The sequence below is a fragment of the Streptomyces sp. NPDC004609 genome (assembly GCF_042873655.1).
In the GTDB taxonomy this organism is placed as follows: domain Bacteria; phylum Actinomycetota; class Actinomycetes; order Streptomycetales; family Streptomycetaceae; genus Streptomyces.
On the sequence record NZ_JBIALS010000004.1, the window covers coordinates 78,755 to 90,654 of the forward strand.

At 69.7% G+C, this 11,900-nt stretch carries 9 protein-coding genes; 6 read left to right on the forward strand and 3 right to left on the reverse strand.

The genetic code is table 11. The features are described from left to right. The first annotated feature begins 163 nt into the window (after positions 1-163). The 6 genes from ACFYT4_RS05135 to ACFYT4_RS05160 all read left to right on the forward strand — a co-directional run bounded on the left by ACFYT4_RS05135 (position 164) and on the right by ACFYT4_RS05160 (position 8,504). Positions 164-610 (forward strand): ATP-binding protein, encoded by a 447-nt coding sequence (locus ACFYT4_RS05135; protein ID WP_389265407.1) that lies wholly within the window; start codon positions 164-166, stop codon positions 608-610. 54 nt (positions 611-664) lie between these two features. Then, positions 665-844 carry an FxLD family lanthipeptide gene (locus ACFYT4_RS05140; protein ID WP_347726181.1) on the forward strand — a complete coding sequence of 60 codons (180 nt, stop codon included), beginning with the start codon at positions 665-667 and terminating at the stop codon, positions 842-844. A 216-nt stretch (positions 845-1,060) separates the two neighbouring features. Continuing rightward, positions 1,061-3,991, forward strand: coding sequence for a lantibiotic dehydratase (locus tag ACFYT4_RS05145; RefSeq protein ID WP_389265766.1), 2,931 nt, complete (start codon positions 1,061-1,063; stop codon positions 3,989-3,991). After that, a complete protein-coding gene (locus ACFYT4_RS05150; protein ID WP_389265409.1) occupies positions 3,991-5,223 on the forward strand; it encodes a lanthionine synthetase C family protein in 1,233 nt (410 codons plus the stop codon). Before ACFYT4_RS05145 ends, ACFYT4_RS05150 begins: the two co-directional genes overlap by 1 nt. A gap of 22 nt (positions 5,224-5,245) precedes the next feature. After that, complete coding sequence (gene fxlM / locus ACFYT4_RS05155; protein ID WP_389265411.1) at positions 5,246-7,327, forward strand: methyltransferase, FxLD system; 2,082 nt, start codon at positions 5,246-5,248, stop codon at positions 7,325-7,327. A 76-nt stretch (positions 7,328-7,403) separates the two neighbouring features. Beyond that, the gene (locus ACFYT4_RS05160; protein WP_389265413.1) at positions 7,404-8,504 is read left to right on the forward strand and encodes a hypothetical protein; all 1,101 of its coding nucleotides are present in this window, start codon (positions 7,404-7,406) and stop codon (positions 8,502-8,504) included. Here the strand turns inward: ACFYT4_RS05160 and ACFYT4_RS05165 are convergent, their stop codons facing one another. The 3 genes from ACFYT4_RS05165 to ACFYT4_RS05175 all read right to left on the reverse strand — a co-directional run bounded on the left by ACFYT4_RS05165 (position 8,505) and on the right by ACFYT4_RS05175 (position 11,817). Then, on the reverse strand, positions 8,505-10,205 hold the full coding sequence (locus ACFYT4_RS05165) for a relaxase/mobilization nuclease domain-containing protein (protein ID WP_389265415.1): 1,701 nt from the start codon (positions 10,203-10,205) through the stop codon (positions 8,505-8,507). After that, positions 10,202-10,849 (reverse strand): MobC family plasmid mobilization relaxosome protein, encoded by a 648-nt coding sequence (locus ACFYT4_RS05170; protein WP_389265417.1) that lies wholly within the window; start codon positions 10,847-10,849, stop codon positions 10,202-10,204. The genes ACFYT4_RS05165 and ACFYT4_RS05170 overlap by 4 nt, the downstream gene beginning before the upstream one ends. A 245-nt stretch (positions 10,850-11,094) precedes the next feature. After that, on the reverse strand, positions 11,095-11,817 hold the full coding sequence (locus tag ACFYT4_RS05175) for a DUF2637 domain-containing protein (protein ID WP_389265419.1): 723 nt from the start codon (positions 11,815-11,817) through the stop codon (positions 11,095-11,097). Positions 11,818-11,900: the final 83 nt, after the last annotated feature.

Sequence of the window (11,900 nt, forward strand, 5' to 3'; positions counted from 1 at the left end):
CCGTTGAGCACATGCCTGATGGTCCTAACCAGCCGAACGGAAGCCGGGGTTATCTAGGTGCCGGCCGCCCACCATTCCGGGCGGCTGTTGACGGCCCGGTCCGCACGCTCATATCCCGCAAGGGGCGGACCGGGCGCCGAGACAACCCGAAGGCTCCATCCCCATGACGAGTCTCAACACACCTGTTCATGCCGCCCGTGTCGGGCGCCCCGCCTACAGCCAGACCATCCCGTGCCAGCCGTCCACCGCTGAGACCTGCCGCAAGCTCGTCCAGCGTGTACTCGGTGCGTGGTGCCTCAATGAACTCGCCGACGGTGCCGTGCTGATCGTCACGGAGCTGATCGCGAACGCGTCGAAGCACACCTCGTGCCACGACATCCGTCTGACCGTGGGACGCCCCAGCGCGTCGCGAATCCGGGTCGGCGTCGTGGACTGGGAACCGGAGCGTCTGCCCGCCGCCGGCCACGCGGACCACGGTGATGAGTCGGGCCGCGGCCTGCTCCTCATCGACGCGGTGTCGGACTGCTGGGGCTATGACCTGTACGGCTCGGACAGGTGCCCATGGGGCAAGGAGGTCTGGGCCGAGCTTCAGCTCACCAGCGACGGATGAACGACCCGTCGGCCGCATCAATCAGTGAACCCACGAAACAAGGAGGTAGTCACCATGACGCGCAACATCGTGGTCCCCAGTCTCACCCAGGTCCGCCCCCAGGCACGGGAGGCGTCGGACGGCTTCGACCTGGACGTCTCCCTCGTCGAGATCGCCGACCCGGCCGGGCTGGTCAACCTGACCGACGACAACTGCGGCACCACCTGTGGTGCCTGCACGACCAACGTCGCCTGACCTGTCCGTGACCAGTTCGGCTGGTGCCGCCGCCTTGGTGCGGCGGCACCAGCCGCCCGTTCCCGCACCCTACGGAGGTAGTCGGTGGTTACCACGACCGCGGCGTTCCGCGCCGGAACAACCGCCCTCGTACGCGCCGTCGCCCAGCCGCCGCTGGCGGTCCTTCCTTGGCCCGACCTGGACGGCGGGTTGCCCGGTGCCGCAGCAGCTCAAGCAATGTGGCTGCGTGCGGTCTGGGCGAACGAGAACCTCGTCCAGACCTTGCAGCACTCCAGTCCGGCGCTGGCCGCGCAAGTGCAGGGCCTGTGCACCGACCAACGGCCCGATCCGCGGGCCCTCCGGCGTACGGTGCTTTCCGTGGTCCGGTATTCGTTGCGGGCCCAGCACCGGGCGACTCCCTTTGGGCTGTTCGCCGGTGTGGCCGCCGCATCATTCGGATCGCGGGCGAGTGCGGACTGGGGCGAGGAACACGTGCTCGTCGGCCGAGCCGGGGCAGAGTGGCTGACCACGGTCGTACAGCGGCTGGAATCGTGCGCGGAGCTGCTCGAACGGCTGCCCGTTGTTTCCAACAGCACCGCGTCGGTTCGTGGGGACCGGCTCATCGTGCCGTTTCAGTCCGATGGCCGAGGCGGCGAGACCCGCGCCGTCGAGGCATCGTTGGCCCTCACCGCACCAGTGCAGGCGGCCCTCACTGCGGCCGAGGCGCCGATCAGGGTGGGCATGCTTCTTAGCAAGCTCCGGGCGGAGTTCCCCGAGGCCGGGCGGGAGAAGACTCGCCGGCTGTTGGCGGAGCTGATCCAACGGCGGGTGCTGATCACCAGCCTGCACGCCCAGAGCACCGAGACTGATGCTCTCGGGTACCTCGTCGACCGGCTCGATGCCGTCGAAGCCGAGAGCATTGCACCGATCTCGAAGACGGTGGCCGAGCTGCGCGCGATCCGGGCGGCCTTGGAGGGGTGCACCACGCGTGGTGGTCGGGGCAGAGCCGCCGCGCGGATGCGGGAGCTCGTGCCGGACGGGAACGGCCACCCCATCGCGTTCGACCTACGGCTGAACGCCCAGCTCGTACTGCCGGAGGCGGTGGCCCGGGAAGTGGAACGTGCCGCGCTCGTCCTGACCCGGCTGAGTGCTCGCCCATACGGAACCGCCGCGTGGGGTGAGTATCACCAGCGGTTCTACGAGCGGTACGGCATCGGCACGATGGTGCCCCTCAAGGAGGTCGTTGCGGACAGCGGCGTCGGCTACCCCGACGGCTACCCAGGCACTCCGGCCGGTGCGCGCCGACCTCGGGTCTCCGCTCGGGACGACGTACTCGTACGTCTGGCGCAGACGGCCGCGCTCGAAGGCCAGGAGGAGGTCGTCCTCACCGACGAACTGATCGCCGCTCTCGATGTGGGGCCCGACGAGCCACGAGTACCGCCGCACCTGGAGGTGGGCGTACGGGTGCACTCGGCCGACTTGGGCGATTTGCGGCGCGGGCGGTTCCGGCTGGAGGTCGTGAGCGTGTCACGCGGGTCAGGCGTCTCCACGGGCCGCTTCCTCGGTGTGCTGGAGCCCGGTGATCGCGAGGCGCTGAGTGCGGAGCTGGGGGATCTCCCGACTGCGGACAGCGACACCGTGCCCGCGCAGCTCTCCTTCCCGCCGCTCCTCCCCGAGAGCGCCCACGTCACTCGTACACCTCAGATCCTGCCCACCGTGATCAGCCTCCAGGAGCATCGGGCCCCCGACCCGGGCGTTCTCACCCTCGACGACCTCGCGGTCGCGTGCGACGGACGCCGGATGTACCTGGCCGCCCCCGAGCGGGGCCACCGCGTCGAAGCCGTGGGGATGAACGCGCTGAACCTGCGCACGCACACCCCGCCGCTGGCTCGGTTTCTCACCGAACTGTCCCGGGCACAGTGTGCGCAAGTCACCGTCTTCGACTGGGGCGCCGCCGCGGCGATGCCGTTCCTTCCGCGTCTCCGCTACGGACGTACCGTGCTGGCTCCGGCGCGCTGGCGACTCGAATCCTCGGAGCTGGCCAGCGGCGCCGAGTGGGACGCGGCTCTGGCTGACTGGCGGGTTCGGCGGCGGCTGCCTCGGCAGGTCTATCTCGTGGAGGGGGACCAGTACCTCTTCCTCGACCTAGACGAGGCCGGTCACCGAACGCTGCTCCGCGAGCACCTCGACCGTGCGCACACCGCCGTGCTCGTCGAAGCCCCGGAGGGGTACGGCTGGTGCGGCGGGCGTGCCCACGAGGTCGTCTTGCCGCTCAAGGCGGTACGGCCGACGGCGTGGCCGCCCTTGCCCGTCCCCACTCCGGCTCGGGCACTCTCACCAGCACAGATGCAGACCCCGGTCACTTCCTCCGTTCTCCTGGCCACCCTGTACGGAGACGCCCGCCGCCAGGACACCGTGCTCGCCCAGCACCTGCCCGGCCTACTGGAGCAGTTCGGCAACCCACCCTGGTGGTTCATCCGCTTCCGCGACCCGGCCCAGCACCTCCGCCTCCGTATCGCCCTCCCCCATCCGGACGCCTTCGCCGAGACCGCCCGTACGGTGAGTGAGTGGGCCGACGAACTGCGCCGGGCCGGCCTGCTGGCCGATCTGCGCTATCCGACCTCGTACCGCGAGATGGGCCGTTGGGGATCCGGAGCAGCGTGGGACGCTGCCGAGGATGTCTTCCGGGCCGACTCCCTCGCCGTGGTGGCGCAGCTTGCGCAGCAGCAGCGTCCCGGCCAACGCGCCCTGGTGGCGGCGCACACCGTCGCCATCGCCTCCGCCTTCCTCGGAAGCACGGAAGCCGGGATGCGATGGCTGGTCGACCACATTCCACCGACAGCTCCCGTGCCCGTACCGCGCCCGCAATTCACGGAAGCCGTACGGCTGGCCGACCCCCGCGACGGCTGGGCGGCGCTGCGCGGAGTACCAAGCGGGGACGCCATCGTGTCCGGGTGGGCGGAACGGGACACGGCCCTTGCCGCCTATCGGCCCCATCTGCCGGGCCCGGACACCCAGGGAATCGCCGTCGATGACGTTCTGACGTCCCTCTTGCACGTCCACTTCGTACGGCATGTCGCGGTGAACTTTCCCGAGGAAGAGGTGTGCCTCTACCTGGCGCGCGCTGCCGCTCTCGCCTGGACCGCCCGGCCAAAAGGGAGGTCGTGATGACCACCCACCCGGCCCTCGACCTGGTCGACGCCATCACGTCCCAGCTCACCGATCCCGAAGTGCCTCGGTCCTGGGCCTTGCCCGCGTACGGGCAGCACCTGGCCTACGGCCCTCCCGGCATCGCGCTCCTGCATATCGAACGGGCCGCGTGCGGCCTCGGACCGTGGCAGCGCGCTCACGACTGGCTCGCCGCCGCCTCCCGCCAACCCCTCACCAGCGGTCCCGACAGCCACCCCTTCTACGGGGCTCCCGCCCTCGCCCATGCCCTGGCCTGCGCGGCGGACCGCCTCCCCGGGGCCTATCAGAGTGCCCTGGACTCGTTGGACCGACAGATCGTGATCGACGTCCGACGCCGTCTGGAGGCCGCCCATCGCCGCATCGACGCCGGACGGCTACCGCAGCTCGCCGAGTTCGACGTCATCCGAGGGCTCACCGGGTATGGGGCCCATCTTCTGCGGCGCAGCCCCGACGTCCCCACGACTCGTGCCGTGCTCGACTACTGCGTACGCCTCACCGAACCACTGACCGACCAGGACGAGACCCTGCCCGGCTGGTGGACGGAGACCGGCCCCTCGGGCAACCCGGACGACCGCTTCCCCGGCGGTCACGCCAACCACGGCATGGCACACGGCATCGGCGGCGTACTCGCCCTCTTGGCCCTGGCCGCCCGGCACGGCACCGTCGTCAGCGGGCACCACGCGGCGATGCGTACCATCCTGGCGTGGCTGGACCGCTGGGAGACCGGGCCCGGTCAGGCGTGGCCGTACTGGATCACCCGCGACGAACTACGGACCGGACGCCTCGCCCCGTCCATGCCCCGGCGGCCGTCCTGGTGCTACGGAACCGCCGGCCTCGCCCGTGCTCAGCAGCTCGCAGCGCTCGCCCTCAGCGACACCGACCGCCGTATCCGGGCGGAGAGCGCTCTTGTGGCCGCCCTCACCGACTCCGATCAGCTCAAGGACACCACAGACAACGGCCTCTGCCACGGCTTTGCGGGGCTCGCCCACCTGGCGGCCCGTGTCGCCGAGGACGCCCATGCCACGACCACGGACCGGATACGCGCCGCGATCCCAGCACTCCTGGACAAAATCCGCCCACCGGGCGCAGTACTCGGGAGCGGAGATCCTGGCCTGCTCGACGGTGCCGCCGGTGTCGCCCTGGCGCTCATCGCGCCCAGCACCAGCACCCCGGCCCGATCCTCCTGGGACTCCTGCCTTCTCATCGCCTGATCCGCCTGACCGAAGGACCCCAATGCCCTCCGACCGCTGGCACCAGCACAACATCACCTTCGTCGACCGCTCGCGCGCCCAGCTGGTCATCACCGAACGCCTCGCCCCCGCGCTGATCACCGCCGAGGCGACCGGACAGCTCTCCGGCTGGTGGTTCATGAACAAGCAGCCCTGGCCGCTGCGATACCGCGCCGACGAACCGGCGCCAGCCGTGGAGTCGCTGCTGGACGACCTAGTCGGTGAAGGCTCGGTCGTGTCATGGCTGCCAGGTACGTACGAGCCCGAGATCGATGCATTCGGCGGCCAAGCGGCCATGGACACAGCCCACGAACTGTTCCACAGCGACTCCCGCCACCTGCTGACGTACCAGCCGGGACCGAAGCACCTGGGGCGGCGGGAGACCGTCGTCCTGCTGGTGAGCGCCATGCTGCGCGGTGCCGGGCTCGACTGGTTCGAGCAGGGAGATGTCTGGTCGAAGGTCGCTGCCCTTCGACCGGCCACCAATCCTCTGCCGGCCGAACGCACCGCTTCGTTGGCCCCCGCAGTGCGCAAGCTGATGACCGTCGACGCCCGCAGTCTCTGCAACCCGGGCGGCCCGTTCCACGGGCACGACGAATGGGTCACCACCTTCGAGCGGACGGGGGCAACGCTCGCCGATCTCACGGACCACGGTGGTCTCACCCGCGGCCTTCGAGCCGTGCTCGCCCACCACGTGATCTTCCACGCCAACCGCGCCGGTCTCCTTCGGGACGACCAGAGCGCTCTGTTCAACATCGCACGAGAGGTAGTCATGGGAACCAGTGACAACACCGCGTCGCCCAGCGGGGCAGCGGCGGACGTCGATAGCGTCGGCGCGGTGAACACCGACACGATCACCGCCAACTCGTCGGAGGCCGAGCGCCTCCGAAACGCCCTGGTGGACCAGATCCTGGCGAACGGCCACGCCCGTACCCCCGCCGTCGAGCAGTCTCTGCGGGCCGTCCCCCGCCATGTGTTCGTGCCCGACGCGACACTCGAAGACGCCTACGCCAACGCGCCGGTGCACATCAAGTACGACACCGAGGGCGCGTCCATCTCCTGCGCTTCCCAGCCAGGGGTCGTCGCCCTCATGCTGGACCAGCTCGATGTCCGGCCCGGCGAGCGCGTCCTCGAACTCGGCGCGGGCTCCGGCTACAACGCCGCACTTCTCGCGCACCTGGTCGGCGAGGCGGGCCACGTCACCACCCTCGATGTCGACGAAGACCTCGTGGAGGGTGCCCGCGCCCACCTCACCGCAGCCGGGATCACCAACGTCGAGGCCGTGACCAGGGACGGAGCCCTCGGATACGCGGAGGGAGCACCGTACGACCGGATCATCGCCACCGTCGGCGCGCACGGCGTGCCGCACGCCTGGCTGGACCAGCTCGCTCCCGACGGTCGGCTCCTCGTCCCCCAGCGCCTCAAGGGCAGCGTCGCCCGCTCCATCGCGTACGAACAGCGCGACGGCCGGTGGGTGTCCCTCGGCAGCGAGATGAACACCTTCATGCCGCTCCGGCGGGGCATCGCCGACGACGACCGCCGTGTCATCCCGCTCAGCGCCGACGGCACCGTCCGGCTCCAGGCCCCCGCCGGCCAGGACATCGACGCCGACGCCCTCGCCCACGTACTGGAGCAGCCACGCACCGAGGAATGGACCGGTATGACGGTCCGCGCCATGGAGTCGCCGGAATGGATGGAGCTCTTCCTCACCTGCTCCCTGCCCTCCGGCCTGATCCGCATGCTCTTCCCCCAGAGCGCCAAGGGCAGCCTGCTCACCGAGGACCCCTACCCCTCGTCCACCGCGGCCGTCGACAAGGGCGCCATCACCTACCTGGCCCGGCGGCCGCTGGAGAAGAGGACCCCGGAGGGCGGCAAGCTCTGGGAGTTCGGCGTCATCGGCCACGGCACCGGCAGCGACGAACTGGCCGCGAAGGTCGCCGACGCCGTCCGCACCTGGGACCGGGAGTACCGCGGCCGGGAGGCCACCTTCGAAATCCAGCCCCTCGACGCTCCACCCATCGAACAGCGCCCTGGGCTCTTCGCCCTCAACACCCCGCTGAACCGGATCATCGTCGACTGGCAGTGACAACCGACAGATAGAGGACGGTGCCCGTCGGCCTACGGCGGCGGGCACCGGCCCAAACCACGCCCCCGGGGGACTCATGGACCCGCACGGACCCACCGCCCAGCGCTTCCCGCTCGTCGCCCGATTCCGTCCCGCCTGCTTACCCCTGCCCCAACGTATTCGCGCGCTCGTCGAGCTGGCCGATACCGCGGTACGGAAGGCCGACCAGGGACTGGCATCGGCCGTCTACAACCAGGCCGCGCTCATCGCCTCCGACCTCGGCCTTCCCAACCTGGCACGCGAGCTGTGCCACCAGCACGCCGCCGCATACCTCCATGCCTGTCCGCTGCCCGGGATGAGCGCGATCCGAGGACTCGAACCCGTCGTCAACCTCGCCCGCCTCCAGATCCGCGCCGACCGAGCCGACGAAGGACGGCAACGACTGCTCGACCTGTACGGAGCCGTCGAAGCCGGCGCGCATGCCCGCTTCGACGGCGTCGGGATACCAGCGGACCTCACGGCGACCGAAGCCGACCGCCAAGAGGTCCGCGCATGGCTCTGGCGCGTGCTCCTCGCCGACGGCACCCGCACTCTCACCACCGCAGGCCGCTGGGTTGAGGCCCTGAAGCACATCGAGTCGCACCGGGGCGTCGGCCAGCGGATGCTCGACGGCCGCCAGGTCGCCGTACTGTCCGCCCTCGTCTCCGGCGACACGACCTCGGCAGCAGCGCTCCTCCACGACACGACGCCCGGCGACCCCTGGGAACAACACGTCACGGCGTGCCTGACCGTCTTGTGTCGCCGCGATGCCCAGCAGCCGGTCGACGACCACCTGGCAGAACTGATCGCGGCCTATCTTCAACGGTCACCGGAACCTGGGATGACCGTCTTCGACATCCGGCTGGGCCTCACCCTTCTCGAAGCCGTCGGTCCCGCCGAAACACCCGCCGCGCAGGACGTCGTGCACGCCCTCCACTGCAGGACGACCGAAGCGGAGGACGGCTACGCGGCCCGTGAGGTCCTGGCTCACCCTCTCTTCCCCGCCCTGGCCACAGATCGGGAGGCGCAGGACTGCCGCGCCCTGGTCAGGGTCTGCGCGCTGGGAGCCGGGGCCATCCCGGGTCATCTGCACGGCGAACTGGCGGCGGCCCTACGCGCCAGCGACAAGGTGATCCGGGACAGCCTCGTGCCCCGATGATCAGCGTCGGCGCCCCGGCGCCGAAGGCTGTGGCGGCGTGAACTCTGCTGGACGAGACGGGGCGCTACTCCGTTTGGCGGTACTGCGTACCCGAGCCACACGGTCTCGGCTACTGGGCACCTGACCTGTGCTGAGTCGCTGTACGCGCCATGTCAGCACTCGGGCGGGGTGGCGGGCGTCATCCAGGGCACGCTGATCGGTGGCCTGCCTCAGCAACCGATCCGGATCATGGCCAGCGGCCTCGGCTTCGGACAGAACGGCGACGAGGGCGTCGAAGGCAGGGTCTGCGAGGACCCGCTCCGCCTGACTGGGGACAGCACGGCGTACGCGGTGGATGTGCCGTTCCACGATCTGCCGGGATGGCCGGCCTTGGGCGAGGGCGGTCCATGGAGCGACGGCGGCCTGGTCGTAGGCGACTTGGAGATGCAGCAGAGCCTGGTGGGCAGCTTCGACCTGTTGGTCGTGATGGCGGAGCTGATGCCAGCGAGCTGCGGCGATGACGACGAGGACGGCGGCGTCGAGAAGCATTGCCAGGAAGGCTCCATCCTTTGGCGGGGGCTGCCGGAGCATTGCTCGTGCGGCGCTGCGCAGCGCACGGGCCTGGTTCTGCTCGGCCCGGACGCGGGAGCGGGTGGCGCGTTCGAACGCGGTGGCGGCGTCTCGGAGCTGGGTCCGAAGCTGCCGGGGTGCAAGGAGGGGAAGGGCGTCGAGGATTTCACCGAAGGCGTGGAGGTGGGCCTGGGAGGCTTCGTCGTCGGCTTGGTCCAAGTGGTGGGGAATGAGTTCGATCATGGTGATGGTCTGGTGCCACGGGTCGGGCGTGTCCCGGTTCGGTTGCTGGTCGGCGTCCGACTCGATGGTGTCCAGACGTTCCCGGATCTTGGGGAAGGACAGGTCCGGGGCGAGTTGGGAGCCGGAGAACCAGATGGGATCGCCTTGGGCATTGGTGTCACCTTTGAGCGCGATCTTGTATCCACGTACGTCCCCGGATGGGAAGTAGACGACCTGGGTGAGCACACCGTCGATCTGGCTGAGCAGGTGAGCGAATTCCTCGATGGTGGAAGCGGCGGCAACGGCGGTGCGGACGGTGGTGCGCAACTGCTCACGCGCGGTCGTTTCTCGGCCGCGACGGTGTGCCTTCTCCTGTTCGGCGCGGGTGGGGCGCTTGGCGGCGGTGCGATCTCCACGTGCGACTTGGCGGAGGCCGTACTCCTTTTCCACAGCGACAAGTTCGCGGTCGGCGTTGCGGTAGTCGTGCCAGTTGCGGGCACCACTCAGGTCACCGCGGACCTTGGTGGCGGCGATGTGGATGTGGTCCGGGGCGTGGCGAACGGCTACCCAGTGGCATCCGTCCGGATCGCCTTCGGGGGCGATGCCGGTGGCGTGGACGATACGGCGGGCTACCTCGGCCCACTCGTCGTCCGTGAGCTCTCGGTCCTCGGGCGCGGCCCGGACCGAGCAGTGCCACACATGCTGTTCGGGTGCCCGGCCGAGCCGCCTGGCCTGTTTGACCCGCAGGTCGAGGTCAGCGACGAGAAGCTTCTTGGTGGCGTCGAAGTCCTCGGCCCGGCCGGGGTCCGGGGCGAAGCCGTCCCAGGATGCGACCAGGTGCGGGTCGGTGTGGTCCTTGGCCTTCTTCGTGTCGAACAGGTACCAGATGAGGCCGGCGGTGCTCTTGCCGCTGGTGATGCTCGCGATCACTGGCCCTCCTTCCTTGTAAGGGCTTGGTTCGCGGCTGCTGCGATCCGGCGGACGGTGGTTCCGGTGTCCGCCAGGGTGCGTTCGGCTTGGGCCAGGAGCTCGGTGTCCCCAGGCTGGGGATGGCCACCGGCATTGAGCTTGCGGGCGATCTGGTTGATGTTGTTGCCGATCCTGGTGACCTCCCCGCGGAGGGCGGTCAGCTCATCGATGTAGTCGTCGAGCGGGGTGCGCTGGCCTGGCAGGGCGAGATCTCCGTGGATGTGGGCCATGACGACCGCACCGACGTAGTGGGCTCCGGCGATGTTCAGTGACCTGGCTCGGGCGAGGATCGCCGTCTTCTCGTCGACGCTGTAGCGGGCGTCGACACGCTGCTTGCGCTGGCCGCTCGGATCACGCCGGCGACGACGGGCGATGCGATGCAACGCGGCGGCTTCGGCTGCTCGTGGCAACGGGCTGGCGGCCGGAAACGCTGACGGTTCTCCCTCGGGCACCCCCTGGTGCCCGAACTCCTCCGCCACCCCTGGGGCGGAGGCATCCGCATGGGACCGGCCCTTGGACGGTCCAGCGGCATACCTTGCTGCGCTGGTGACCGCAGTGGTCGTCTCCTGGGGGTCGAGGGATTGAGGGCTGGCCGGGTGGGGCATGTGGCGGTTCTCCTCGAGGTGTGCTCGTGAAGTGGGTGGAGTCGTCGGACGGGTCCGGGAAAGCCACGGCGACGAGTGCTGAGACCACAGGCATGAGGCGGAGAAGGCTCGGTGGCAGGCCAACTTCTCGTCGCCATCCTGGGCTGCAACTCAGAGGGGTCTCGGTCCCGTCCGCGACAGGTGGTCCGTGACCGGGGTGGTCGGAAGGGTTCCGACCACCCCGTTCTTGTTCCGGTGGGGTGCGGTCAGCCGTCGGCGGGGGTGGTCTCGCTCTCAGCTCGCAGGGTGTTCATGACCTCGGTGAGCCGCTCTCCGCTGACCTTGAGACCCTTGTCCCTGATCGCTTGGAGGACGGTGGAGCGGGAGATGCGTCCGTGCTCGGCTACGGCGATTCGGCCGATCTCGACGAGTTCGTCGAGGGTTGCGTCCGCCGGCCGTCCACCTCGTCGGGTGGTCGTGGGTTCGCTGGTGGGCTGTTCCGGACTGCGGAGAAATGCCGGCGGGGGTGCTGTGTCGGTGGTGGTTTCGCGGGTGATGAGGATGTGGAGGTGGACGGCTCCGGCGAGGGCGAGTGGGGCGAGGGTGGACAGGATGCCGACGGTGAGGTCGCTCAGGTGGAGCGTGCCGGGCGGGTTCTGTTGGTTGATGCGTACGGCGTGGAGGGCGTTGGCCCAGATGCTGGCGCAGGTGGCGGTGCCGAAGAGGGCCCATACGTAGAGGCGGGCTCGGAACGGGGCGGTGCGCAGGACGAGGAGGGCGCGTACGCCGTAGGCGATGAATCCGTCGATGACGAGCGGGAACAGGTAGGTGAGGAGTCCGCGGACGTGGATGGCGACGGCCATCTGTTGGAGGGCGTCGTACGAGAGGGCGCAGGCGGCGGCGCCGAGGGAGAGGATCGCGGCGCGGTCCCAACTGGTCGCTCGGTGACCGGTGTCGGGGTGTGCGGGCGGTATGGCGGATGGGGCCATGGGGGTGTGTGCTCCTGGGGTGGTGCGTGGGGCTGTCGGCGTGGTCCGTATTTGCCGTCTTGGCCGTTGCAGGCGCAGGTCAG

Excerpts from the sequence above, each read along its gene's own strand:
- ACFYT4_RS05140 (WP_347726181.1), top strand. The coding sequence starts at position 665 with ATGACGCGCAACATCGTGGTCCCCAGTCTCACCCAGGTCCGCCCCCAG.
- fxlM (WP_389265411.1), top strand. The coding sequence starts at position 5,246 with ATGCCCTCCGACCGCTGGCACCAGCACAACATCACCTTCGTCGACCGC.
- ACFYT4_RS05160 (WP_389265413.1), top strand. The coding sequence starts at position 7,404 with ATGGACCCGCACGGACCCACCGCCCAGCGCTTCCCGCTCGTCGCCCGA.
- ACFYT4_RS05150 (WP_389265409.1), top strand. The coding sequence starts at position 3,991 with ATGACCACCCACCCGGCCCTCGACCTGGTCGACGCCATCACGTCCCAG.
- ACFYT4_RS05145 (WP_389265766.1), top strand. The coding sequence starts at position 1,061 with ATGTGGCTGCGTGCGGTCTGGGCGAACGAGAACCTCGTCCAGACCTTG.
- ACFYT4_RS05175 (WP_389265419.1), bottom strand. The coding sequence starts at position 11,817 with ATGGCCCCATCCGCCATACCGCCCGCACACCCCGACACCGGTCACCGA.
- ACFYT4_RS05135 (WP_389265407.1), top strand. The coding sequence starts at position 164 with ATGACGAGTCTCAACACACCTGTTCATGCCGCCCGTGTCGGGCGCCCC.
- ACFYT4_RS05170 (WP_389265417.1), bottom strand. The coding sequence starts at position 10,849 with ATGCCCCACCCGGCCAGCCCTCAATCCCTCGACCCCCAGGAGACGACC.